Origin of the sequence: Alcanivorax sp., assembly GCF_040119285.1 — a bacterium.
Classification (GTDB): domain Bacteria; phylum Pseudomonadota; class Gammaproteobacteria; order Pseudomonadales; family Alcanivoracaceae; genus Alcanivorax.
On sequence record NZ_JBEDTY010000031.1, the window covers coordinates 1 to 25157 of the forward strand.

At 53.0% G+C, this 25157-nt stretch carries 20 protein-coding genes; 6 read left to right on the plus strand and 14 right to left on the minus strand.

Translation table 11 applies throughout. The features are described from left to right. Positions 1–159: 159 nt before the first annotated feature. The 3 genes from ABNH10_RS09350 to ABNH10_RS09360 form a co-directional block, all read right to left on the minus strand. Entirely contained in the window at positions 160–1194 is a 1035-nt protein-coding gene (locus ABNH10_RS09350; RefSeq protein WP_349385694.1) for an IS481 family transposase, read from the minus strand. Positions 1195–1321: 127 nt separating this feature from the next. Next, on the minus strand, positions 1322–2233 hold the full coding sequence (locus tag ABNH10_RS09355; RefSeq protein WP_349385695.1) for a nucleotidyl transferase AbiEii/AbiGii toxin family protein: 912 nt from the start codon (positions 2231–2233) through the stop codon (positions 1322–1324). Next, on the minus strand, positions 2223–2636 hold the full coding sequence (locus tag ABNH10_RS09360) for a DUF6088 family protein (RefSeq protein WP_349385696.1): 414 nt from the start codon (positions 2634–2636) through the stop codon (positions 2223–2225). Before ABNH10_RS09360 ends, ABNH10_RS09355 begins: the two co-directional genes overlap by 11 nt. Before the next feature lie 294 nt (positions 2637–2930). Between ABNH10_RS09360 and ABNH10_RS09365 the strand changes: the two genes are divergently transcribed. The 6 genes from ABNH10_RS09365 to ABNH10_RS09390 all read left to right on the plus strand — a co-directional run bounded on the left by ABNH10_RS09365 (position 2931) and on the right by ABNH10_RS09390 (position 7459). Beyond that, entirely contained in the window at positions 2931–3263 is a 333-nt protein-coding gene (locus ABNH10_RS09365) for a hypothetical protein (protein WP_063520451.1), read from the plus strand. A gap of 72 nt (positions 3264–3335) precedes the next feature. Continuing rightward, positions 3336–3830 carry a RadC family protein gene (gene radC, locus ABNH10_RS09370; protein WP_349385697.1) on the plus strand — a complete coding sequence of 165 codons (495 nt, stop codon included), beginning with the start codon at positions 3336–3338 and terminating at the stop codon, positions 3828–3830. A 65-nt stretch (positions 3831–3895) separates the two neighbouring features. Next, complete coding sequence (locus ABNH10_RS09375; protein WP_349385698.1) at positions 3896–4864, plus strand: DUF932 domain-containing protein; 969 nt, start codon at positions 3896–3898, stop codon at positions 4862–4864. 64 nt (positions 4865–4928) lie between these two features. After that, entirely contained in the window at positions 4929–5354 is a 426-nt protein-coding gene (locus tag ABNH10_RS09380) for a hypothetical protein (protein WP_349385699.1), read from the plus strand. A gap of 91 nt (positions 5355–5445) precedes the next feature. Further along, the gene (locus ABNH10_RS09385; RefSeq protein WP_349385700.1) at positions 5446–6453 is read left to right on the plus strand and encodes a YqaJ viral recombinase family nuclease; all 1008 of its coding nucleotides are present in this window, start codon (positions 5446–5448) and stop codon (positions 6451–6453) included. Between the two features lie 88 nt (positions 6454–6541). Continuing rightward, positions 6542–7459 carry a recombination directionality factor gene (locus tag ABNH10_RS09390; RefSeq protein WP_349385701.1) on the plus strand — a complete coding sequence of 306 codons (918 nt, stop codon included), beginning with the start codon at positions 6542–6544 and terminating at the stop codon, positions 7457–7459. Between the two features lie 78 nt (positions 7460–7537). On the opposite strand, the gene ABNH10_RS09395 is transcribed toward ABNH10_RS09390, so the two are convergent. The 11 genes from ABNH10_RS09395 to ABNH10_RS09445 form a co-directional block, all read right to left on the minus strand. Continuing rightward, positions 7538–8524, minus strand: a complete 987-nt coding sequence (locus ABNH10_RS09395; protein ID WP_349385702.1) for an SH3 domain-containing protein — start codon at positions 8522–8524, stop codon at positions 7538–7540. Between the two features lies 1 nt (position 8525). After that, positions 8526–10157 (minus strand): hypothetical protein, encoded by a 1632-nt coding sequence (locus ABNH10_RS09400; RefSeq protein ID WP_349385703.1) that lies wholly within the window; start codon positions 10155–10157, stop codon positions 8526–8528. Beyond that, on the minus strand, positions 10157–11587 hold the full coding sequence (locus ABNH10_RS09405; protein WP_349385704.1) for an ATP-binding protein: 1431 nt from the start codon (positions 11585–11587) through the stop codon (positions 10157–10159). The genes ABNH10_RS09400 and ABNH10_RS09405 overlap by 1 nt, the downstream gene beginning before the upstream one ends. A 7-nt stretch (positions 11588–11594) precedes the next feature. Continuing rightward, positions 11595–14090 carry an Hsp70 family protein gene (locus tag ABNH10_RS09410; RefSeq protein WP_349385705.1) on the minus strand — a complete coding sequence of 832 codons (2496 nt, stop codon included), beginning with the start codon at positions 14088–14090 and terminating at the stop codon, positions 11595–11597. Continuing rightward, positions 14087–14413, minus strand: a complete 327-nt coding sequence (locus tag ABNH10_RS09415; protein ID WP_502877126.1) for a hypothetical protein — start codon at positions 14411–14413, stop codon at positions 14087–14089. The genes ABNH10_RS09410 and ABNH10_RS09415 overlap by 4 nt, the downstream gene beginning before the upstream one ends. Before the next feature lie 86 nt (positions 14414–14499). Beyond that, on the minus strand, positions 14500–14913 hold the full coding sequence (locus ABNH10_RS09420; protein ID WP_349385706.1) for a hypothetical protein: 414 nt from the start codon (positions 14911–14913) through the stop codon (positions 14500–14502). Positions 14914–15339: 426 nt separating this feature from the next. Then, positions 15340–16452 (minus strand): hypothetical protein, encoded by a 1113-nt coding sequence (locus tag ABNH10_RS09425; RefSeq protein WP_349385707.1) that lies wholly within the window; start codon positions 16450–16452, stop codon positions 15340–15342. 137 nt (positions 16453–16589) lie between these two features. After that, complete coding sequence (locus tag ABNH10_RS09430; RefSeq protein ID WP_349385708.1) at positions 16590–20234, minus strand: DEAD/DEAH box helicase; 3645 nt, start codon at positions 20232–20234, stop codon at positions 16590–16592. A gap of 23 nt (positions 20235–20257) precedes the next feature. Then, positions 20258–22219, minus strand: coding sequence for a phospholipase D-like domain-containing protein (locus ABNH10_RS09435; RefSeq protein WP_349385709.1), 1962 nt, complete (start codon positions 22217–22219; stop codon positions 20258–20260). Further along, a complete protein-coding gene (locus tag ABNH10_RS09440) occupies positions 22216–23619 on the minus strand; it encodes a hypothetical protein (RefSeq protein ID WP_349385710.1) in 1404 nt (467 codons plus the stop codon). The genes ABNH10_RS09435 and ABNH10_RS09440 overlap by 4 nt, the downstream gene beginning before the upstream one ends. A gap of 237 nt (positions 23620–23856) precedes the next feature. Continuing rightward, complete coding sequence (locus ABNH10_RS09445; protein ID WP_349385711.1) at positions 23857–24870, minus strand: hypothetical protein; 1014 nt, start codon at positions 24868–24870, stop codon at positions 23857–23859. Positions 24871–25157 lie beyond the last annotated feature (287 nt).

Consider the following 25157-nt stretch of genomic DNA (forward strand, 5'->3'; position numbering starts at 1 on the left):
TCTTGCTGGAATTAGCGAAGGAAACATGCACCAGCAGTAGGTGAAGCATCAACCAGATAATCCGATGAGATGCCGGTCTGTCTCACTCTCATGCAAAGGTAAGATCAACCATTTAATCCGCTTACCCCGGTTTTTCAGAAGGTGTCTGTCAGGTCAGGTTCAGCCTACGAACTTTTCCTTCCAGATCGATTTTCCATCCAGCAAGGTGGCTAGCGGGGTTCTGCCACAGCACTTCTTGCCCTGATGGGTGCGTTCATTGTTGTAGTAATCCAGCCATACGTCCAGATCTTCCTGCAGCGCTTCCAGGCTGTCGTAAATCTTCCGGCGTAATGCCGGCTGATAGAACTCCTGCAGAATGGTTTTGTGGAAGCGCTCACAGATGCCATTGGTCTGCGGGTGCCGTGCTTTCGTGCGTGTATGCTCGATTTCGTTCAGTGCCAAATACAACTGGTAATCGTGCTGCTCCACTTTGCCACAGTATTCCGTACCACGGTCGGTAAGGATGCGCAGTACAGGCAGCTCATGGGATGCGTAAAACGGCAGCACACGATCATTGAGCAGGTCGGCAGCCGTGATCGGTGTCTTGGTCGTGTACAGCTTGCAGTGCGCCACCTTGGCGTAAGTGTCCACGTAGGTCTGCTGATATACTCGGCCAACGCCTTTGAACGTACCCACATAGAAGGTGTCCTGTGAGCCCAGATAGCCCGGATGGGCGGTGTCGATCTCACCACAGGCCTCGTCATCTTGCTTCTTGCGCTCAAGTGCCTGCACCTGGGATTCCGTGAGAATCAGCCCTTCCTCTGCCACCTTGGCTTCCAGGGCCTTCAAACGCAGTTTGAAGTTGGCCAGGTCATGGCGCAGCCAGATACTGCGTACGCCACTCGCAGAGACAAAGACCCCACGCTTGCGAAGCTCGTTGGAGACCCTGACTTGCCCGTGAGCAGGCTCTTCAAGCGCATATTGGGTCACGGCCTCTTCCACATGAGGCTCTACGCGATTCTTGGGATTGGGAGTGCGGCGGGTTTTCTCCAGAAGGGCATCAACACCGCCTTCTTCTACTGCTTCCTTGTAGCGGTAGAACGTGTCTCTGGATACGCCCATCATCTTGCAGGCCTTGGCCACGTTGCCAAGCTCATCGGCCAAATTCAGCAAGCCAACCTTGTGTCGGATAATGCGATCATTACTATGAAGCATGAGGGTTACCTTTTGGTTCTGGTTTCAGGTTTAGGCACCTTCATCAGAACCGGTAACCCTCTCTTTTTCAACGAGATGTGTCAGATTTGGTCTGAACTAATACACATGATCCGGCCAGATAAAGCGCTTACTCAAACCAGGAACTCACTTCTTCCAGTGCGATCAATGCCGTGTTGAATTCGATACTCTCCGTATCACTGGCGTAGGACATGGCATCGACGAATCGGCCATATTCATCAAGATATTCGTCATCACCTTCAAGACACGTTATCGCTGCTTGAACTGACGCAAGAAGGGTTGCCTGAGTATCACGTCGCTTTGTCCGCTGATCCTCCTCAAAGGAAGCTTCCACGGTCTCAATGAACATACCCTGAGCATCGCGAACCACCGGCATCAAGGCGGCAATATCATGAAGGTGCCTGACCATGGCAGGATCATCACCCGCTGCCGACCGGTCACGCTTCAACACACGCCAGGTCAATGCGCTTAGCTTATCCGCTGCGGTCTCAACCGGGGACAAGCACAAGATTTCCGCTTCGGGGGCTTCTCCCGCAAACTGCGCCACAAATGACTGAATCTGTCGAAGCTGAGCGTCCAACCTCGGCTGAGTAAAGCTGAACTCAATCTGCAAACCGGTCCGCAACGCCGGATTGCCACCATAATTTTGCGGGTAATCCAGCTCAAACTTCACATAGTTACTGGCGCGGGCCACCTGAGACCGGTCCAGCACAAACAAATCCGCACTTTCAACCGCATCCAGCATGCCTTCGCGGTACGCCCTGCGAACCTTCTTCATCTGGTTGCCAGTCCCCGACTGAAGTGCCAGGCAACGAAAATCCAGGTCCTCGGAAAAACGCTGTATCAAGCCGTAGCCTTTTGACAGGCTGGTGCCGCCAGCAAAGATAGTACGGAAACCATCGCTTTGGTGGCCCGCAATCGATTTCAGAGCCTGAACGGAGTACCAGTCCTTCTCAACAAAAGCAGGGCTGATTGCCAACTCCGCCGCTATTTCATTAACTATCTCGGGATCAGGAAACATACTGGTACTTGATGGACTTGCCATCGTAAGCCATTTTCCGGGAAACACGCCCCTTCACTGCAATCACCCGCCCCGTCGGCACCTGAGTGGAACGCTTACTGTTATAGCGACCCTGCGCGTTCTCAGGCACCACCTCTACATGCAGCTTTTGCGTCAACGCTTCCTTCGCCAGTTCCGGGAGCGGTTTTACAGGTATGACCTTGTTGGTAAGCGAAGAGCGCTTGGCCTTGGCATACAACCCACGACCAAACTTGACCAGCACCTCTTCTGCCACCAGTTCGCGCAAGGCACGGCCCACCTGGTCACGGTCTGACAAATCGTTGAAGTCGCCAGGAACAAACACCGCACTACGACTTCGCCCGATCCGGTATTTCACTTTGCTTTTCAATGAATTGAGGGCCATTTCAAGCCTCCTCACCATAGAGACATTCCCAAATACACGACATTATACCACAAGACGAAAAACATATTTTTATTTATAAATCAACATGTTAAATGAACCCACCCAATATTCGCGAAACCCGCCTGCACCCCACAGAGCCCTCGAAACGAACCGTATCAAACCATTTGTGAACGCCAATGCGCTATTTGTCGCCCGCCATTAAGTCCCTCCCGGATTCCAGATTTTTTCAGGCATATATCACCTCCATGAAGCCAGGAAGGAATGGCCTTCCTCGCCCCATTTCATGGAGGTTTCATGATCATTCAATGTCCGTCCTGCCGGTCCATCCGCGTTGTCGCCCTGCAGAATGGCCGCAAGGTAGGTGGCTCTGTCGGCACGGTTGCCGGTGCCGCCAGTGGAATCACCATGGCCACTAACGGGGCTCGTGTCGGTGCGACTGTCGGCCTGGCGTTTGGCCCTGCCGGATCTGCCATCGGCGGTATCGCCGGTGCAGTGCTTGGTGGACTGGCGGGAGGTGTGGCCGGCGGTGAGGCCGGTGCAGCCCTGGGCGCCAAGCTCGACGATACCTATCTCGACAACCTGGAATGCCTGGATTGCGGACACAGCTTCCGTCTCGATGCCGAGTAACCCCGACTCCCCCCTACCTCTCTCTTGAAGCCCGCCCAGTGCGGGCTTCTTTATGCCCCTTTGGAGGCCTGAATGGATATTCCCACTTTCGTAAAGAACGAGCAGGGCCTGTACCACGTACAGGGCTGCGTGAAGCCAGAGGAGATTGTCAGCACTGCTGCCACCATCCTGCTGGATGAGCTTTCCAACCGCGAAGCGCTGACCTCACCCACCGATGTCGCCCAGTTCCTGCAGTTGGCCTTGGCTCAAGAGAAGAACGAGGTCTTCGCGGCCATCTTCCTCAACAACAAACACAAGGTGCTCAGGTTCGAGACGTTGTTCAACGGCACCATCGATAGCTCTGCGGTTTACCCCCGTGTGGTGGTGCAGCGAGCCCTGGACTGCAATGCGGCTGCTGTGATCTTTGCCCACAACCACCCTTCTGGGTGTTGCGAGCCATCCCAAGCAGATCACGCCATTACCACCCGACTCAAAGACGCCCTCGCGCTGATCGATGTTCGAGTGCTGGATCACTTTGTAGTGTCCCGTTCCGGCTACGTCAGTCTGGCTGAGCGCGGCAGCCTCTAACCCATCGCACCTAACCGCCCTACACACACGCACCGTTTATTCCTTTCATTATCAGGAGATTCACCATGTCACATCTTGTCGAAAACATGGCCTATGTGGGCCGCACACCCTGGCACGGGCTGGGCAATCAGCTGGCCAGCCAACAACCACTGGACGTCTGGAGGCGCGAAGCCGGCATGGACTGGGATATCCGCGAAACCCCGGTTCGCTTTATCAGTAGCGAAGCCGGAGCTCTCGGACAGATCTCGTCCTTCCCTGATCAAAAGGTGCTGTTCCGTTCCGATACTCAGGCACCACTGTCGGTAGTGAGTAACCGCTTCAAGGTGGTTCAGCCCCGTGAGGTGCTGGAGTTCTACCGAGACCTCACCGAGAAGTCTGGCTTTGAGCTGGAGACGGCGGGCGTCCTTAAAGGGGGCCGCAAGCTGTGGGCGCTGGCGCGTACCGGGCAGTCCGGCACCCTGGCAGGTAATGATCAAACCAACGGCTACGTGCTGTTGGCCACCGCCTGTGACGGCACCCTGGCAACCACAGCGCAGTTCACCAGTATCCGCGTGGTGTGCAACAACACTCTCGCCGTCGCGCTGAATGGCAACAACAACGCCGTAAAGGTGCGGCATAACACCATCTTCGACGCGCAAGCGGTGAAGAAACAGCTGGGAATTTCTGTCTCCGCCTGGGATGACTTCATGTATCGGCTCAAGGCCCTCAGCGAGCGACGGATCACGCACAAGACCGCCGAGAAGGTATTACAGACCATCTTCACGGATACCGGTTACCAACCACCCGGCATGCCGGTGAAACCCAACGAACAGGCCATGAAGAAAGCCATGACGCTGTATGACGGTGCCGGTCGCGGATCAGAGTTAACGTCTTCCAAGAACACGGCCTATGGTCTGCTCAATGCGGTCACCGAGTTCGTGGACCATGAACGTCGCGCGCAAAGTACCGACAACCGGCTGGACTCTGCCTGGTTCGGCAAGGGCGCCCAGATCAAGCAACGGGCTCTGGAGCAAACGTCCCTGCTGGTCGCCTGATCCAGGCCTGATCACTTACCCCCCTTTCTCACTACACCCTTTCAAAAGAAATCTGGAGAACACCATGAATCTGAAATGGCTCTACCGCCTGTGGGCGGTATGGAACTGTCGCCCTATGCCTGCCGAACTGGCATCGGTATGGGGCGCGTTCCTGCACGAAGGCTTGATGTGCCATCCCGGCGATCCTGGCCGGCCGCGCCGGATACTGGACGCCTGGGACAGTGGCTGCATCGAGCTGATCATTGCGTCCTGTGAATACCTGGACCCGCTCTGGCAGACAGTCTCCCACATCTGGTATCAGCCCCGTGGCCGACCTGGCATTTTCGAGTACGAAGTGGTCAGTGAGTTAGGCGAGTGGCTCGGTGAGCAACTGCTCACTACCGGTCAGCTGCCCAGTAACAAGCAGGCTGAGCGTTATATCGAAGCGCTGGTGAATGACTTCTTCGAGATTGGCGAGGAAGCCTCCTCCTCTTCAAGTCGCGCCGTATGATGTCATTTAGGCATCACCCGCAATTACCTGTTTCCCCTTACCTTTAGCCCCGGCCACTACGCCGGGGCTTTTCTTTGTCTGGAGCATTCTCATGGCACAACCGAAAACCACCACACCTGGCCAGCGCCCTGCGCTGCGCTTGGTCTCTACCAAAAGTATGAACCGCGAAGACTGGCTGAAGATCCGCAAGCAAGGTATCGGCGCCAGTGATGCCGCAGCGGCAGTGGGCATCAGCCCATACCAATCGCCACTGGAACTGTGGATGATCAAGACCGGGCGCGACGGCCTGCTATCTGCCCCTGATCCGGATGACATTCAGTCACCGATGTACTGGGGCACCCTGTTGGAACCTAAGGTGGCCGAGGCCTATGCCAAGATCAGCGGCAACAAGGTACGGCGGGTGAATGCCGTGCTGCAGCACCCGGATGGTGACAAGCCCTGGATGCTGGCCAACCTGGATTACGCCGTGGTTGGTAATGACGATGTTCAGATACTCGAATGTAAGACCACAGGACAGCACGGTGCCAAGCTGTGGGCGGATGGTGTTCCGGAGTACATCCAGTGCCAGGTACAGCATCAGCTGGCGGTCACCGGCAAGCAGGCTGCCGATGTGGCCGTGCTGATTTGCGGTCAGGAGCTGCAGATTCACCGTATCGAGCGGGATGAGGCACTGATTGCTCACCTGTACGAGCTGGAGCGGGAGTTCTGGCAGTTGGTGGAAGCCGATACCCCACCAGACCCGGATGGCTCCGACTCTGCAGGCAAGGCCCTGCAAGGGCTCTATCCTCGCGATGAAGGCGAAACCCTAGATCTCACGGCCAACCCAGCCATGGAAGGCGACTTCAATGAGCTGGTGGATCTGCGTGACACCCTTGCCCGACTGACCGAGCGGGAATCCACCCTCAAGCAACGCATACAGCAGTCCATGGGGCTGGCCAGCAAGGCTACCTTCACTGTCGGCTCCGTGACCTGGAAGCGCAGCAAGGACTCCACCGCCCTGGACACCAAAGCCCTGCTGCAGGACCAGCCTGATCTGCTCAAACACTACCCCAAGCACAGAGCGGGCAGTCGCCGGTTCATTGTGCGTCCCAACACCTAACACCTAACACCTACCCAGCCCCAAGCAGCATAACAGCCGGGCCAAGCCCGGCTGAGTACATGCATCTGCTATTCATCAGGAGAATCCCATGATTAAAGGACTCGCCATTACGCCACCCGTGATCGGCCGTATCAGCATTGGCCGTGTAGTGGAGAAGAACGGCAAGCGTCTGCCGGAGAAAGACGACCAATTCACCATCACCACCCAGATCCAAACCCGGGACGGCTGGTTGCCGCACCCGCTGGACGAAGCCCTGCGCCAGGAAGTACAGGGTAAGAAGCTACGCAGCATTCCCGTTACCCTGCCCTTCAATGACCCGGACCTTAACCTGCGAGCGGAGTACACCTTCTTCGAGCGCAAGAGCGGCAGGCCGCTGTGTGCAGGAAACGGGGAGACATGCCGGCGGCATACCGAGAAAGGTCTGTCGTCACTGGACTGCCCGTCTCCGGATCTGTGCGACTACGGCAGCCACGGACTGTGCAAGCCTTATGGCCGCCTCTATGTCCGTATCGGGAATGACGATGAACTGGGCTGCTTTGTGTTCCGGACCACCGGCTACAACAGCATTCGCACCCTGGCCGCACGACTGCGTTACTTCCACGCCATCAGTGGCGGCAATCTGGCCACCCTACCCTTGGAGCTGAAGCTACGCGGCAAAAGCACCACACAGAGCCACGGGGCACCGATCTACTACGTGGATCTGACCCTGCGGACAGATCAGACACTGAAAGAAGCCGTCACCCATGCCAGGGAGGAAGCCAAGGGGCGAGAGAATCTGGGGATTCACCAGACGGAGCTGGATAAGGTTGCTCAGGCAGGGCTGATGAACGCCTGGTTCGAGTATGGGGAGGATGAGGGGTTACAGGTGGTGGAGGAATTTTCTGGCGAGGGCTCAAACCAAGCCAAGGAATCCCATCCTCAATCCACCGCTGGCTTGGGTAACAAGCTGGCGAGGAAACAAAAACCCAGTAGACGAGAATCTCAAAAAATCAATGGCCATTCTTAAGGATCCGCCAGACCTAAAGCAGCATATCGAGAATTAAGCGGAATGGTTATGACTCGATCTGACAGCTACCTTGAGGGTCTAAAATCTCCCTGATGGCACGTTTTTCATTTTGAGATTCCCACCTCTCACCTGAGTAAGTGTGTACTGCATAATAGAGCTATAGCGGGTATGTCCATGAATTGTCGTCTCGTAATGTACGTAGTTTGGATCTTCAGAAACGCGCATTCCTTCCATAAACTTCCCACCACATTCCGAACTGTAATACTTACCTGTTGCAAACTGAAACTTGAAATAGCCTCCAGGAATATTCTTCAGCGTCGCTGTCTCATTTGCCCGAACGTAGAATGAAATTATTTCTTCACCACTCTTGTCTTTAAGCTTGGCAATAACATCCTCATTCGGCCCATTTTTGACCACGAGCGAGTGGTAGCCACTGCCTCTTTGATTAAATATTTGTCCCGTAAACGGCCTTGTAGAAGTTGCTTTACATTGCTCAACCCTTGCCTGCTCAGCCGTACCCCGCTTTAGATAAAAAGTAGAAACCCAGCCTTTCAAAGCGCCGAATTGAATCTGACGCCAACCGTCAGTCTTAGTTCGCATGTTTCTCGAACCATATATATTCTCTCCTTTACTCAATGTATCGATCACTGGAGATGTAGGACTTGGAGCAGAGCGAACATTCAATACAGTCGCAGTAACATGAAATGGTTCGCCATACACTACAACCTTCTCTTGGGGAGGTTCTGGAGAGCGAACTGGATTTTCATTTACAAAGGTCGCAAGCCCCAAGATCACAAATATCACAACAGGAATAGCAATGCCCATTGCAATTGCAGCATCATCTTTCGATTCACCACCAGGTTGATTCGAATTCCCTGCACCTTTTTCTCGAGGCTTAGTACTAGCTGTAGAAGTCTGCGGATCTGAAAAAACACTGGTGCCATCTACACCACTCACTTGGTGCCCAGCACTTTTCTGGTGCATCGAGTCTTTCAACGCCGCGGAGTCCAACTCCGAAACGAGCCCCGAAATCCCCTTAAAACCTTTATTGCCGCTCCCACCCATACTAAGACCCCAGCACATGACTAAGGCGTTGAAGGCCACGCTCATTAGCCATATTTATAGCCAGCTCAAGAATGTGGACATTATTAACTTCCTGGTACGATAGAGGAACACACACCTTTCGCTCATCTACTTTTGCGATCAAAAGCGAACCGTCAACATGACCTGTAACGATCTCCCGCCAGGAACAAAATACCGGCTCGTTAGGCCCCAGCATGCGCTTCCTGGTTAAGGTTAGCCCATTGTCCTGGATAACCACAGGACCGATCTTAATCGAAGCGCCACTTCTCAGGCTCTGGAGGTACTCAGTGAGAATTCGAACGCAGACACCTTTCCAGAGCCGATCTACAAATTGCTTGTAGACTTCCTCATCCTTTGTTTCGATACGGGCCCAATTTCTTTCCGAAGCGAAGTAAATTGTGTAATTCGTACCAGAAGGAATACCGTTCACTGAATGCCGAGTCCCGCCCCAACGGACCATCTGAATGGCTTCCAGTGGATGTGTTTGTCCTTTCCAGACAATCCCATCTGGCGATATCCTCAAGGTATCTTTGAAGAAGCCCCCAATTTTCGCCTCGTAGGTCAATTCTTCACGCCAAGCATCATCCTCACGATCGGCAACCATTGCCTGATTGGCGATATTTTGGAGGGTCTGTGCGTCTTCTTGGGTCTGCTCCACCACCTCTCCAACCTCAGCAAACACTTTTTGCAGAAGCTCGGTGATTCTGATTGAGAATTCCAACTTCTCATGATCATTGAAAAGATCAATACCGAAGTTTCTGATCTTTCGGGCAAGATCATGGCTTGCTTCATGGGCGACCCCCCGACTTTGCGCGCAAACTTGGATAGGTTGAGCGACGGCATCCCAGTTCTCCACGATGGCATCAAAAGTGTCCAACGCTTTGCACACCACCTCATCATCCATGCCATCTTTGATAGCATCCAGAATAAGGTCGATGAGCTTGTCGATATTATCTTCTTCAGCTTTCAGGAATGACTGGGCTTCGACCTCATAGAAATCAACAACGTCCGTGACTAATTTCGGTCCATGAGTGGTTCCTTCGGCAGTAGCAATGTCAACCAACTCGGTCACAACCGATACAAGCTCGCGTGATTCCAAGTTATCAAGCGACGAGGTAACCGCTGCTCGGAAATAATGACGACGTTTTTGCAGCTCCTCTGACACTAAATGAATGTCCGTTATCTCCGGAAAACCAGAGACCGCCCTGTCTGCATTGATTTCTGACAGCACGCTCGATGCATCGATTTCATCATATTGCTTGAATAGCTTTAACGCCGTTTCGACCAGCTGAGCACCATCAAGAATAATTCTAGGTAATGCAGCGCTGACAATATTGCAGGTGGCCAGCAGGGAGGATGAGTATGATTTGATCAGCGCACGAGGATCAGAAACTAGCTTATCGAATACCACTGCTGTATTTTTTGGGCTTACTCCGGGCATCCACGCGATTTCAGCGGCGAGACGTTTTCTGGGATTCACCAGCTCCGCTGCGGCGCTCGAGGCAGCCTCTTCGTCACCGAGCAGACCCGCCTCCTCGGCCAAGGATAATAAGCGCCGGCGATCATCACGTGGGTTCGCTGCCAAGACATGGAATGGATTACTCTCAATATCCATCAGATACCCTCATCATCACCCCAAACAAAGCCTATCGGCCGGCTTTTCTTTTTTTCCTTACGGTCGATAGATGCTATCGCAGTGTCAATACACTCCTGATCGATCCTTTTTTTACGCCCCCTCGCAGCGAGCCTGGATGCCTCCCTTATCGTGAAGGTCACATCGCTGAGCGGCCGCCCTACCAGAGCACGAGCCATTGCCTCAAGAGAAACGCCCTCAACCAACGGTAACCGTTCGACTAGCGATGTCAGTAAAAGCTGAACGTCCACTTCACTGGGCATACCAACCTCGATGACATGGTCGAACCGACCTCTTCGCAAAATCGCAGGGTCAATAGTGCTAATCAGGTTGGTCATCGCAACGACGAGAACATTATTATTGATGGCTTCGGGGATCTTGCGCAGGAATTCAGCCACTTCCTCCACCCGGTGTGTGCCGCCGCCCGCGCTCTGACGATCGGTGAGAAAAGCTTCCATTTCATCAATCACAATAATCGATGGCGCATTTTCTATGGCGCTGTCGAAGGTCTCCCCGATCTTCTTACTAGTTTCATGGATATAGGGACTGCCAATACTGCCTGAATCGATAGCGTATCGAGGCCATCCAAGATAATCAGCCAACTTATTCGCGGCAAAAGTTTTGCCGCAACCCGGCGGCCCGTGAAGGATTACCGCCGATGGGAACGATATCCCCATGGCCGCGTATTTTTCCGAATTCTCTACAATGTCGATGATATGGTCATGGAAAAACTGTTCAAGATATGGGCGACCCGGCAGCCTAAAAGGCTCGTTACTCTGGTCTACCGCCTGCGGCTGGATAACACCTTCGTCGGCCGGCCCATCAATTTCCCCTTCCGAGATCAACGTTAGCTCCGCTGGCGCTGGCATTCCCGCTGCACGGAGAATGTCCGCTAAGTCCGTTGCCTTCATCCAGCTAGTTAGCCTAGCCAACTTCCTAAAATCCTTGCAAGATATCTCAACCCCTCCTGTCAGCCAGACCCCCAACAGAATATCGTCAGGCATTGTCGAGGTCTGGTTCGGGGTCGGCAAAAGACAGGAATACTGCTCCACAAAGATAGCATTGGTGACATCGATGCCGGGGGCGATATTTCTACTGCTCTTAAACGAAGCAGCAAAAGCGTAAGCCTCCGCTTTTGAATCTGGCTGATTGGGCGGCAGCACCGGCTCCAGGCGGGTATGACTGGGGCTTTCCAGTACCAAGAGATTCTTTTTACCAATTTCAAATTCGGTAAAAATATCTGGATTTATCAGATCTGCATCAAACCAGGTAGCCGCCAGTTCCCGGGTTGCAAACAAAATCCGAGAGGGTTTAGACGTCACATAGATTTGCCAACAATCTCCCTGGGAGGCAAGCCGCCTTATGGCTGTGCCATCAGACAGTTGCTGGCCGATTGGAATCCACTGATCCATACCCGCGTCAACTCTTAAGGATATTAGTGAGCCCCGACATATCGATTTCGCCGGCACCACCAATCATGATGGAATACAGCTGCCCAATCACTTGGCGCAACTGATCAATTTGGTTTTCCTTAAGTCGTTGCACGCCAATCTCTGTAAGCTCTTCATAGCGCTGTCGATCCGAATACAGGTGCGGTGAATCAAGCATCCCCTTGAACCGCTCAATCACGAACCAGTCTTGACGCCACAAGATTTCGAAATTCTTGCCACGCAATTCATCCAGATGATGGTCAAACGCATGGGTGGGCTCCGCCATGCATCCTTCAGCTGTTTTCACCAGCGCATCGAAGGACGTGCATTCGGATTGGCGTGCATGTTCGCGCACATGATCATTAAACAGCCCAACAACACGATTCAGATCCAACAGCCGAATCTCTATCAAATTGTCTTTGCGAATCTCGGCCAGCAGTTTTCGCGCCTCGAGGACCGCTTCACGCGCCTCCTGCGCAACCTCAGTGTCCGTATTATTTTTATCCAGATTGGCAGCTGCCTGGGCCGCCTGCCTAGCCTTTTCCACCCGGGGGTCATTCACTGAAGAGGAAACTTCTTCCACTCTAATCAGAGTTTGCTCGCCTTCCTCGGTTACTAGGGCTGTGGCATCGGAGAAATCCGTACTGGCGGCCTGAGGGGAATAAAAGCTGCGCCCATGATCGAAGCTACCAGCCACACTCGGTACGGAAACACTCAGCAAGATGTTGCCAGAGTCCTGGACTTCGTACTCAAAAAACAAGTCTGCGCCAGCAGGTATCACACCATCGCTGAAATCTGCACCTCGTACTTCAAACACCCCAATGGCACGATTATCATGAATTGGGCTGAGGATCTCCCCTTCCCATACTTTGAAGTTCAATGCACCCGGGTCACCGGCTTTAAGTGATTCCGCGGCTTTGAATTTTATTACGCCCTTCTTTGGCAGAGAATCGCCTGCACGGACCAGATATTCCAGCTCAGGGCGACCTCCAAGCCTTGTCAAAACCTCAACGCCAATGGAGTGTGATGCAGGGATTGCATCCACCGTCGCTGCCGTGCGGGTGATGATAATCTTATCCTCACTGAGATCGATTGATGCACCGGCACCATCAAAAGCAAAAACTTTGAAGGTGTTCGCCCCAGATTTACTCAGAATCACATCCTCCCCAGCGCCATGCTTCAGAGGGATCCGGCCTGAGGTCCAACCTGTATCAATATTGTCAATCTGAAACTCAGCGTTATCCACATTTCCCGCCGTGATCAGAGCCATGATTTTTGCCCTAGGCTCCGAAGTCCTCGCAATGTATTTGAAGGACACTGCAATTGGACCACTAGAGGTTACCTCGCCCTTGGCCGTCTTCCTGCCCCGACTTTGGTTACTCCAGTCAATAGACTCTGCAAAAACTGCCGCACCTTCCGCTACTGCGGTCATGGGATTAACATCCATGTTGCCCGGAACACCCAGTTCAAAAGCCACTTTGTCACGCAGCGGCTTGAAATTGGTCGGGCCACCGACAAATACCACACGCTCGAGGTCATGGGAGCTCAAAGAGACTTCTTTCAGAGCTTCCCTAGCCGCCTCAATGGCTTGCATCACACGAGGCTCTATCAATTCACTGTATTGATCCCTAGTTATCGGAATATCAAGATAGATTTCATTACCGGAAAGATCAGTCATACGTGTCTCGATTTCGGACAAGCTGATGATGCTTTCCTCTTGGGAAGACAGCTCAATCTTTGCCTTTTCTGCCGCCCACGAAGCCAATTTATTAAGCCGCTTGTATTGCTTATTTACAGAAAAGTCGTCAGGAAGGTCAAATGTTTCCAACAGCCAAGGTTTAATTACACTATCGACCAAGGCCCGATCAAAGTCCCGCCCGCCACACATGGCGATGCCACCATGGGAGAGCAGTGATACCCGCCCTCCTATATTTTCAGCAATGGCGATATCCAGGGTGCCACCACCCAGATCAAAAATCAGAAATATCCCGTCTGTTTCCCGAGCGCGCATCACGCTCATGACAGCAGCAACCGGCTCTTGCATGAGCGACACCTTGCCCAGACCAGCCATTTCAGCGGCCCGCAACGTTGACTCCTTCTGCATCTGGTTGAATGCAGCAGGCACCGTGATCACAGTACCGGTATCCGAATTCTCTCGTAATTCTTCCGGGAGATACCCGAATAGCGTTTTGAGGACCTCTGCCGAACAATTTTCCGGAGTCTTGATCATGTCAACAGTTGGGAGCTCTATGGGGGTACTGGTTCCCATCAGGCGTTTAAACAGGGCCGCAGAGTTTCCTTCACTTTGGTGTGCCGAATCATAGGCCCGCTTACCAACGTACTTATTGCCGCGCTTGTCGTACAGGATGACGGAGGGGGTTACATCGTTTTGTTCCGGGCTTTTCCATACCCGGGTTTCAGAACCGTCGTAGCTGGAAATTGCACTATTCGTTGTCCCTAGGTCGATGCCAACAAAATGCTTCATTGCTCTATCTTCCTTAACATTACGGTGCCAGTTTTCATCAAGCCCTGATCACTCATGATCACGGGCTCCAGCATCTGATCGATGACGAGGGTGTCAGAGGCATCAAATTCGTCGATATTCAGTGGAGTCGCGGCCATCCCGGAGTCGAACGGCTGGCCTTCAAGGTTTACCAGTCGCAATCCAGCCTGCTGCAATGATTCTTCGACTTTTTTGAGGAACCATCGATATTGGCTCTCGTACCGGCCACGTTCCCCAGCATCCAATTTACCCAATAGACGGTCATAGACCTTGCTGAAACGCCATGACTCGACGGCCATGGTCACGATAGATTCCCGAACTGTCCCCGGGGAATTAAACTCTTCGCCTTCCATCATAATCCTCCAAGCTTACATCCTGCTCTGCGGCGGGATTAGCTGCACTTCAAGCGCTGTAAAAGAGTATGCCTCCATGCTCTTTTAATCGCCACCAAGGCAAATATCAGCGATATGGCATAGCCGATTATTCCTTTCTCATCCCAAAGATAGCACCGGAATAGACTTCCCAGACCTGCTTTCAGATGCTGACTCTTATCGAGGGTGTGGGGCTTATCCAGGAAAGCATTGAAAGTGGCTTGATCACTCAGCCCCTGCCGGTCATCAATCTCGCTAGCGTAGGCTGCGTTGAAAGCAATCCACAGGAAGATGAAACGGCTGTCCGGATCGAATTTCTGTTCTGCCCGATCCAGCCAGCTCAGGACACGGTGAACGCGCAGGCTCAGGTCTTCCGGGTAGTCATCCCGTTCCTGCCGCTGACGGATTTTGAGTGCGTGGTGGCGGGTCCCCATATCCTTCCCCTAAGTGCCAACACCATTGAAGGTGCCCGCTAGAATCCTTTCTAGACCTGAAGGCCGTTCATTTTTTGTGAACCTTATCACACTCGCCAGAAATAACCACTATTCTCATCAGCACTTATTCGTAACCGCCTTCTGGGCCTGTCATCAATGAAGGCTTTAGCTTAAGAGTTCATTCTTGAGGTTCATTTCCTATTTTGAGACAGCTACCCCCCTGATAACGCTCAGCGCCTCGGGCTACTCTGACCACGGCAATGTCGCCAACAACTAAGAACTAGCAGAGGCAACCATGAGCAACAAAGCGACTCCTCAAAACGGCCCCAGCAAAACCGGCAACCCGTCAGGCACCGGCAGAGGAAACAACCCTCCGAGAGGCAAATGACGAATTCGGGTAGTGCCACACAGGCACTACCCCCCCCCTTACTCTATTCGACGATATCTGCCATAAGCCCGAATAAAGACTTCCTCGTAACCAGCAACCGAGTGCTTCTGGGCATATGTAACATGCGTCCTGAACAAACGATCCAGTGCGCGGGCACACCTCTCCAGAATCTGGATACCCCATTTAGCGCTACTGTTCGGCATCCTTCGATCCAGAAATTCAGACATAACCACGAACGCGGGGTATGCCTTTCCCTTACGCCATTTCTTCAGCAGATCTTTCTGAGTCTCGCGCACTGATTCTGCATCTTTATCATCTTCATTTGCGATAGGTATAGACCTAGATAAAGATTCCTTGCTAGCTAGTTCATCTGAAAATCGATGATCAAGAAGATCCATAAAAGCACTGTAAGGGCCATGAAGTGGATCACCGACGGACGTCGGCAGTATTGGGCTAATCAGACCATCAGACTCAAGAAAGGGAAATCGCAAGTAAAGATCGGGCTCAATGTTCTCCCATTGCTTCAATATCCCGTTTTCGATTGCTGATAGCGCCTTCAGTATGAAATCAAGCTCCAGGCATAGCTGAATATCAAGAAAATCAGAGCGAACCATCTCACCGGAGGCAACTAACAACTGAAAATCACCTGAATGACGAGATAGCACCTCCAACCATCGAGGCGGAAATTCAACATACCGGCACAAGACTGAAAGCGGATTATAAACCGACAGCTCCCTGACCCCACCGGGACAAAGCTCATTCTGGAACGCCTCTTCACTCAATATTCTATCCCGGATGAATTGGAGACAAGGCGCGACCTCCTGACCCAGAACATCGATATCAGGCAAACCCTGAAGAAAGCTCTTCCACTTATGGCGCTGAAAGACGCTCCCATACAGCTCCACATATTCATCAACGGCATCTTCAGAAACAGACAGCTCTGGCATATATGCCTGAAGGTAGCGCTGCAAATTGTCTTGTGACCGGCCCCCCTTGCCCTTGAGGATCGACGAGACGGTATTGTCGGAGGGACGGCGCGACCTGTCCCAGCCATACTCTTTCTCAGCAAATCGGAGGATGCCAGTTAACGATGACGGGAAATCAAAGAGGTCTAAAATGGCATCAGCTGGAGGCAGTACCGCTGAGAGCATCCAGCCCTTATTGTTTCCTAATATCACCCAAACACCTCAACACACATTTTTAAATAGTCATTCGGCTTCTGCTCCTTGGCCGCCTGCTGTAACACAGAACACCCGACATCGCGTCCAGCCAGGCAACAGAGTCACAGCTACTGCAAACCTGAGACCACATATTCGAACCACAGCTCCATCAACCTACCCTCCTCTTCCTGCAGATCACCGGCGGGGTAATTCAGAGCGGCTTCAAGACCGTCGTCATACTGGGAGAAACGCACCATGGGGAAATGCTGGTTCAGCACAAGCACGGCCATAAGGCGGCCTGAGGGAATATCTGTTAAATCCAGCCTGTCACGTACAAAGGTCAGCGCGTCTGCCTCCAAGCCCGCCGCAAGGCCCACAGTTGAGCCATGTTCCTGCCATTCCAATCTCTTTCCATGCCCAATCTTACGATGCCCCCCATACCGGAAGTCACTTGCCACAAACTGGCCTGAGGAGACTGCGTCAGCTGGCTCCAGGTCCTGAGCCCCGTCATGAATGAACAGCTCAAGCTCATCAGAAAAGGCTTTCAATTGGTCAAACGCCATCTGCACCTCATGTAGAGATAGGTGCTGAAGGGTACCTTCCTTTACAAACAGCGGCAGATCGATGCGTGCGGCAAGATACAGATAGCTATTGTCTGACTTCTCATCCAGCGTCAGTTTCGGCAACACGTACTGCTCGTTCAGGGCAGCAATCTTCGACTCCAGCTCTCCTAAACGATCGTCTGACTGATTCAAGAACCTCGCCAGCCCCGACTTGTTCGCAATGGGCGAAACCAGACTGACCAAATACGCTGTATCTGGAATCAATGCGGACATCTCCGGCGAGAACTCCAGATTCACAAAAATGGGTTGATGGCGATAGACACCGTCCCGTGCGATCTTGGGGTCAACCAGATAGAGCGTGTGGCGGGTATCCCCTTCTTCATCTATGACTTTGAAGTAATCTGCGTCTGGATTTACAACCTTCTTAACCAGACTTTCTAGCCAACTGAAGATTTGGTCATTATCGTGAACAGCATAGGGGCGATAAGAGACAGAACAGGAATCACCGAATGTAGCGGGATATGGATCCTTGACTGGCGCATCATCCCGTTTTTGCGGGGTGCGTAAAAACTGCGTCCAATCTTCCACGGAAGACAAATGAACACTCTTGTCAAAACCAACCTGTAGGCAGGCATCCATTTGTTCCTCAACCCGATGTTTGCGCTCGATGAATGATCCGACCTGGTCCTCATCAATGGAACTCTGCAAATACGGGTAGTGAATCTGTAAATCCCTATCCGTCGCTGACTTCAATCGCCGGTTGACGCAACCAAACAATCGGTCCAGTCGCCCCACCCGCTGCTCATTGTCGCCAGGTGAGCCAGCCAGTCCGTAGTGATGCACCTGATAACACTGGATATGCAGATTGACGCCCTCCTGTAGCACCGAGGTAGACACCAATACGTTTGGATAAAAAGGCGTGTTAAACCCGAGGATCAGCCTTTGACGACCCTCGCTGTTTTCACCGCTCGCGTACCAGGCCGGACTGGTGAGCCGTTTCAGACTAGTCCAATCTCGCTGCCACTCACGCAGCCCATGGTCAACGATTTTCCCACATAACGCTTCAAAGGAATTCAGCGCAGACTCGAAATACTTCAACAACAGTGACCCGGACAGTTTCGGGGTCACCCATTTCACAAAATTTCTGTATGCAAGCTGGACGTCTCTCTCCTTTCGCCCCTTTTGCTTGAGCCTGAATTGAACAAACCAGCAATAGAGCTCAACGATCACAGGACTGGCATACAACATCCCTGCCTTGAGGTAGTTGGCAAAGTTTTCGGCCACTTCCCGGTCATTTTTCGACCAGGAGTCCAGTTTGCTTCGGCTCTCACTCTTCAGTAGCGGATAAACCAATGCCCAGGCGGTCTTTAGCTCATTGTCATACTTCGCTGAAGGCGGCTCCCGTGAACCCAGCGCGGACTTCAGGGCGACAGACGATCTCCAGGCAGAAATACGAGTGAACATTGCCGCGTTGCCGTAATCAGGCCTGCGGCTACCTTCCTGTGGATAGAATGCGCGATATCCCGAATCCAGGTAGTCACTGGAGGGCTCCAGGAATAAAGAAAACAGGCTCTCGGGCTTCACGAATCGCAATCGCACATTCGCGCAATCCGTTTGCCCTCCCAGTTCTTTCTTGACGACAAACAGCTCGGCAATGCGGGAGGACAGATAATCGCTGTCATCCGTCACTTCGCTACCGTCTTCGTCTTCCAGATACGCTTCCTCTAACTCGATGTCCTGGTCAAAGCCACTCAATAAGGATTTAAATCCTTCTCTGGACCATTGTTGTCGCTCCCATTTCTGGACTCGCTCGTCGTTCCACTCAAGCCCCAAGGCCTGAACGATCTGCGCAGCCAGAAGGCGATCGTATCCAGCATTGATTCGTTGCGTCAGCTCCCTCACTGAAGGAATACGGCGCACAAATATCAGGTGCTTGTCATCTGTCAGGCATTTCTGGTCATCGTAGAAGGAAACAGGCAGACATTGGCCAACGATTGCCCCATATTTTGGGTGATCCGGGAAGCTGTTAAGCGTATCGAAGTAATCCTGAGTCAGCCTTTTCAGAAGCTCTGTGTCCTTCGCCTTTGAGAAGTCCTCCTTGTAGGCGTCCTCAATGTCACTCTCACTGCCATCACTTTTGTCCAGATCTCCCTCGGGTCTGCGGCCCATGGACTCGAAGCCTTCAAGGTAGCCGTACATGAGGGACCGGCCTTCCTTTTTCTTCTTCAGATCTGAAACCAGGCGCTTTTGGTACAGCGCGAAAAACATTTCCCCATTGGGAAGATTTTCAAAGCCGGACGACACCGGCTTTTCATGACGGTAGTGCAGCTTGCTGTGAAGCCCGCCAGCGCCCTCCATCAGGCGCAACCTTCGCAGCCCATACCGCTGCAACAAACTCTTGGCCAACTCCGATTCGTTCATTTTTCCGTCTGGATCAACGTCCTGAAGATCGACAAAATAGGAAAGGATTCCCTGCACATTGCTCAAGCGGGTATGGCTCGGCGTCGCAGTCAACAGGAGGTTGTGCTTACCCAGGCGATTGCCTTCATCACCAAACAAGGCTCTTGCTGCTGCCACACGTTGCGATCCACCGTCGAGGTTGCGCAGATAATGGGCCTCATCAACAATTACCAGGTCAAAGCCGTCATCACCCAGCGTGGTCTTGAGCCGTCGACGGATCTGTTTCGCTGCACGCCTAGCCTTGCCTGGGAGGTCCCCTTCCCCCTTATCTTCTCCCTTAACAAGGCCGCTGAGCGCCGTAATCGTAGTCAGAAAAAGATGCCCCGCCCCTTGCTCAACGGTTTCAACCAGTTCATCCAGTTTGAAACACATACGCACTGAAGGAATGGGACCGCCATCCACAAAATTCCTTACACAGTGATCGGGCTCGCGGTAATGGCGATGAACGAAGGTTTCAAACTCTCGCCGCCAATGACGACAAATTTCGCGGTTCGGCGCCATCACCAGGACTTTGCTGCCGGGCTTCATCTTCCAGAGTAATGCCGCCACACCCAAGGCCTGGAACGTCTTACCCATGCCTACTTCGTCAGCTAGCAGAGCAACCCCACTCCTGGACAGCAAATTCCAGAGGTAAGCGACGCCTTCCGTTTGCTTGGCCGCCATGGACTCGCGATTATCAGATGCGTACCGCCAATCAGGATCTCGGCCTTCAAAGTTGATGGAATCGCTCACCACCTCTGGGCTGAGCAACCCCCAATCCTGGTCTCGTAACGTCATACGATCCCCCAGCTGCGGCGCATGCCTTTATACTCTTGCAGCAATAACTTTCGATAGCGCTTGTCTACTCCCTTGGGCAACTTGGGTATGGCAACATTGAGATCCTTCCAGCGTGCGAGATGAATACCTTCGTCTGCCGGGATCAGGGCCTTACGGCATCTGCGCGCCAATTCGCACAGCTCATTGACTTCCATGGCCAGAAACCAGTTGAATACCGAACGCTCGGTATTGTCGATACGTTCACGAGCCTTCATCACCAGTTCCTCAAGGCAACCAGGCCGTGTAAATGCCCACTGTTCCAGCCCTCGCATAGACTCAATGCCACGCAAGTGGGCCGCATACTGGAACGTTGCCGCAAACAGCCGAAAATAACTGATGTCACCCAGCCCTGATGGCGCATCCAAGGCCTGTGGATCATCGTTACTGTAGAAGAGGCCATCCACTCGGGTTTCGCCATTCTCACCCTCCCGCACACGGAAATCCGCATCTTCCAGGGACGGTTCAGCGCCCTCATAGCCCATCGCATCCAGGAGCGATTTCAAATCGCCATATTGTTGCGCCCGCCGGTTAGTTACGGCGGTTTCTATCAACAGCCCAGTACCACAAGCCTTGCCCTGCCTGAAAATCGCATATCTATGCTCGGTCAGCAGGCTGCGGGTATCCGATATGGGAATCTCGACAGGCTTGAGCCTGCGCGCCTGCGGCATCCAGTGAAGTTGGACGGGTTGCTCCACAGATGGCAGCTTGACGCTGTAGCCTGATTCGGGCTTTCCCTTCCTGTTCCACACACCACTGATTCGATAAGTGAGATCCCCCCAGTGGAACTCCACCCGCAGATCGAAGGGTAACGCTTCAGGCACATCGAGCGATTCAGCCTCTAATTCTGATTCTGTTGCGAACAGATCGTCATCGACTTCTATCTCTGACCCCAAGTAGGTGCCGAAATCACTTTCATCGGCAAAGATCAGCCCCGCCTCAATATTGGTCTGTCCCGTTTTCCCTTCACCGCCCTTGGCTGTATTTGCACCGGGCCCCGTGAAATTCCAGGAGCCAATGGCAAGGTGGGAATCCGTTTTCCAGAGCTTCGCATGGGTCATAGTAAGGCGGTCATCCCCGGCAACAGGGAATTGGTGGAAAGTAAGTGCCCCGTCATCGACAAGCGCCTGCAGTGATTCACTCCAGCTGGTCCGCAGGTAGCGCCCTTCCACACGATCTGCCACCAAATGCACATGCAGATCAGGCTGCTCAAACTTCGCCCTGACCGTATCAATCAGTGCTGCCAGGTCTTTCGGTAAATAGGGAGACCAGATGGCCAACTCTTCGTGTTGCCAATCGCCCAGGAGCTGATCGAGAAAGGACACATCCTGGAAGCTATGGCAGAACTTCGCCCTTGCTTTAGTTCGCTCAAACTTCCTCCTTTCCTCCAACGGGCAACTCTCATCAACATTCTGGAAGAGGACCTGGAAAAAATTCCGCACCGAACGATACATTTCCCTTTCGTCCAGGGGGGCGAACTGAAACACCTCGCGATTTCGCCCCCAACCGCTTACGCTCAGATTCGCGCTGCCAGAGCCGAGGACGCGACCATCCTTACCCTGGATATAGATGACTTTGGGATGAAACAGGCTTTCCTCATTGAAACGCATCCCCGCTATGCCAGAACCATCGGGCTCCTGTTTGTTGGGAGACACGCCATGAACCGGTATCAAAGTGCGCTTATTCTGGTCAGTGCTGATAAAGCGCTTATCGCAGAACACCCGAAAATCTATGCCGCGCTCATTGAGCTCCAACTGCAGGGCTTCATAATCCATTCGTGTACGGGGAATCTCTGCGCCCAGCACGGTTGGCAGGATATAGGTCTCAATGAACTCGATATCAATATTGAAGCTTGTCAGCCAAACTCGCTTGAGATCACCACACGCGGCTAGCTGACTGGCGAAAGTTTTCAGCAGGATCATGCCGGCACCCCACGAAAGCCATCCACCAGATTCCTGAACTGGGGAAGATAGTAATGATTCACCCAATGCCCTGGAGCACGCTTATCCTTGTCAGGGAGCGGCTGTGTGCGCGCCTCCACCTGAATCAAATCTGCTGATTTGGCAGCCACCCAGGGGAACTGGCCTCGGCTACGCATGACGCTTGCGTGATACTCCAGCAGCGCCCTTAGTTGCTCTTCGAGTGTGCCAAGCGACGCCACCTGAAGCAGTTGCTCAAGGCGGGCCCTCGCCGTGCCCTTAATGGCCCCGATCAAGCTGGAAAACTCTCGAATCCGCCCTGCCAGTTTGGGTAGCGTCGTCTCGTCCCGTCCCATCTCCCGCCACAAGGTTTCCACCTCAGCCATACGCTGATTGCGCCGGTGCAGCGACAGCGTAAACAGAAGATCCACCTCAGCCAGTAAGGGCTCCAAGGTGAGAATATGCTGAATTATACGGACTGCATCGTCGTCTCCCGCCTTGCGGCACCGCTTTTCAGCCAGCTTAAACAACTGCTCATCTACGAGCTGCTCCTCGCCGCCATCGACCGCGTGTTCATCAAGCTCATGCAGCAAGGCACCTGCAGCGCCACAATCCAGGCCTGTTAGCTCCAGCCAGAAGGCCCGGGTCTCTGCCCCCACTCTGCCAGGCGATGCGTAAGCATCTTGGTACGCTTTCTTGAGACTTCCAGGCAAGTCGGCAAATGAATGACGTGGAGGCACTGAGGCCTTGGTAGTGCTGGCGTTTATCAAAGACGCCAAATGGGCGCGGGCGGCGTCGTAAACCGACCTCAAACGATCACTTTTCTTGAAAAGCTGATCAGCTCGTTCCCACAACCCGTCTGCTTCGGGGAGATGGTAGTGGTAATGGGTGTCAAAAAAGCCGATTTCCATGAATGGGGTCTTGTAGCGACCCCCTACGCCCAAACTCAGCTGGCGCACAAGCAAATGTGCGTCCTTGGTGTGACTGAGCATCAGCTCCGGGTTGCCTTTACTCTCCTCGAAAGCCTTCCGCCCTTTGCTACCGCCCAGAATCCCACCGGTCTCCACACCCGCCCGACTTTCAGCGCTGATCAACGAATATAAAAATAGATTCTCCAGGTAGATCAGGCATGCCTGCCGAAAGCTCAGGCTGTGCTTGTCGCCAATGGCATTTTCCAGCGCTCTGGAAACCACCACCGAGTCATCATCTATCAAGTCACGAATGATGCGGTGATTCATGAGATTCAGGGTGTAATTGCGCACATCATTGGATATGGAATTCACCCGGTTGCGGAACACATGGCCACCAAAGGCGGACCAGATAACTAGCACACCCAGGGGATCGATATAGGTATCGCCCAGCAGGCTCTCATCGTAATCGGTAACAAACTGGCTTAACTGCACTGTGGGACTCCCTACTCACAGTCATTCTTATTATTCTACTTAGCCGGCACTGCAGTGCCTCACCGCCGAGGCAGTCCGCCATACCCGCGAACTGGCATCAGCGCCGAGAGGCGAAAAACACTCACCAAAAAAACCATTTATTTTCAATGCAAGACAATACAAAAGCTGACTTTTGATTGAAGAAGTGCGGCTCCCTGATTTTATATACACATCCAATCCGGCAAGCACCCCTTCTGCCTATTTCACCATACGGTCAATTATTGACTTAATATAAGCGTCTCTTTGATCCTCCATAAATAGCACATGCATGTCCTCCAGCTCATTGATCGTCTTACCCCAGTTAAGCTTGCCGAACCGCGTTGGCGTGACAATAAAACTGTTGAGTATGACGTCCTCACTGGCAAGCCTTTCCTGGATATCCTTGATGACCTGATAAAACTCAATCTTTTTATGGCCAGGGCCTTCATGCTGCAGGCCATGAGGCTCGACGAACGCCAGATGCTGCTTGCCGTCTTTAACGAGCCATAGCAGGAAATCAGGATAGAAATTCCCCGCCTCAAAGAAGCCTACCCCGCGTCCACGGCTCTCATTACGTAACAGGAAAAGTTCAATGCCTTCCTCTGCCAGCCTAGCTTGATCCGTTTCGATATACAGGCGCAGATCATCCAGAAACTGGAACTCACTTTCATTCAACGAAACCGGTGCAATCTGGATCCTGCTTCCTTTGACCACATGAAGCACTGGCTCGTAGAGATGCGCGCCAAACAAGCAGCCTTTCAAGTCTCCAGCGCGTAAAACACCGGCCTTTCCAGTGGCTATCTCGCTGGTGAGATTCTGGATGTCGTTAATGAGTGCCGCTTCGCTGGCATCGACGATTAACTGATACTCGTCAGTCTCGGGCAAGCTTCCGTCCTTAACGCCGATCTCCCTGAGCTCAAGACGTGGCTCGATAAAGGCTGCCTTGCAGTAGTTGTAGTACTCTTCTGCGAACTTATGCAGTAGCTCCGCCGCCATCTCTTGCCAGAGCGCGACGTTCCCAAAATCTGAAAACGCCATCTTGCCTGAGGGCACGACGACCTTGTACCAGGTCCGGTCAGCCAGCAGCGTTTTGATCATGGACTTGGATATATTGAGATTGTGCCAGGTGCGCTCACGCTTGAATTTCTCAAGCCGGAAGAAAAGATCATCATAGTCCAGGAAGCTCAGGTGGCCGTCCTCGAAAACGGTTTCTTCCTTGGCCCCGAGCCGCACTCCACTCCTGGACTCAAGAGACTGGATGCGGGGATACCAATCGATCAACACTCCTTTTTGGCGTATCTTGTCGGGGACCAGCGTTAGGGCCGGTACCGCGCCGTCTCTCTTGAAATCGTACTCACGACCATCACCACGTTTCTTTCGGGGCCGTAGCACCTGGGTTCTACCCCGTTACTGCGGACACTTCTAAAAAGAGGCACACTGTGCCCAAGGAGTGTTTATGAGCAAGCGAAAGAAGTACAGCCCCGAGTTCAAGCGTGAAGCGGTAGAGCAGACTCGTCACC

Bases quoted from the DNA above. Each gene is read 5' to 3' on its own strand.
- ABNH10_RS09390 (WP_349385701.1), top strand. From the start codon at position 6,542: ATGATTAAAGGACTCGCCATTACGCCACCCGTGATCGGCCGTATCAGC.
- radC (WP_349385697.1), top strand. From the start codon at position 3,336: ATGGATATTCCCACTTTCGTAAAGAACGAGCAGGGCCTGTACCACGTA.
- ABNH10_RS09375 (WP_349385698.1), top strand. From the start codon at position 3,896: ATGTCACATCTTGTCGAAAACATGGCCTATGTGGGCCGCACACCCTGG.
- ABNH10_RS09355 (WP_349385695.1), bottom strand. From the start codon at position 2,233: ATGTTTCCTGATCCCGAGATAGTTAATGAAATAGCGGCGGAGTTGGCA.
- ABNH10_RS09395 (WP_349385702.1), bottom strand. From the start codon at position 8,524: ATGGGTGGGAGCGGCAATAAAGGTTTTAAGGGGATTTCGGGGCTCGTT.
- ABNH10_RS09350 (WP_349385694.1), bottom strand. From the start codon at position 1,194: ATGCTTCATAGTAATGATCGCATTATCCGACACAAGGTTGGCTTGCTG.
- ABNH10_RS09380 (WP_349385699.1), top strand. From the start codon at position 4,929: ATGAATCTGAAATGGCTCTACCGCCTGTGGGCGGTATGGAACTGTCGC.
- ABNH10_RS09400 (WP_349385703.1), bottom strand. From the start codon at position 10,157: ATGGATATTGAGAGTAATCCATTCCATGTCTTGGCAGCGAACCCACGT.
- ABNH10_RS09410 (WP_349385705.1), bottom strand. From the start codon at position 14,090: ATGAAGCATTTTGTTGGCATCGACCTAGGGACAACGAATAGTGCAATT.
- ABNH10_RS09420 (WP_349385706.1), bottom strand. From the start codon at position 14,913: ATGGGGACCCGCCACCACGCACTCAAAATCCGTCAGCGGCAGGAACGG.
- ABNH10_RS09360 (WP_349385696.1), bottom strand. From the start codon at position 2,636: ATGGCCCTCAATTCATTGAAAAGCAAAGTGAAATACCGGATCGGGCGA.
- ABNH10_RS09385 (WP_349385700.1), top strand. From the start codon at position 5,446: ATGGCACAACCGAAAACCACCACACCTGGCCAGCGCCCTGCGCTGCGC.
- ABNH10_RS09365 (WP_063520451.1), top strand. From the start codon at position 2,931: ATGATCATTCAATGTCCGTCCTGCCGGTCCATCCGCGTTGTCGCCCTG.
- ABNH10_RS09425 (WP_349385707.1), bottom strand. From the start codon at position 16,452: ATGCTCTCAGCGGTACTGCCTCCAGCTGATGCCATTTTAGACCTCTTT.
- ABNH10_RS09405 (WP_349385704.1), bottom strand. From the start codon at position 11,587: ATGGATCAGTGGATTCCAATCGGCCAGCAACTGTCTGATGGCACAGCC.
- ABNH10_RS09435 (WP_349385709.1), bottom strand. From the start codon at position 22,219: ATGATCCTGCTGAAAACTTTCGCCAGTCAGCTAGCCGCGTGTGGTGAT.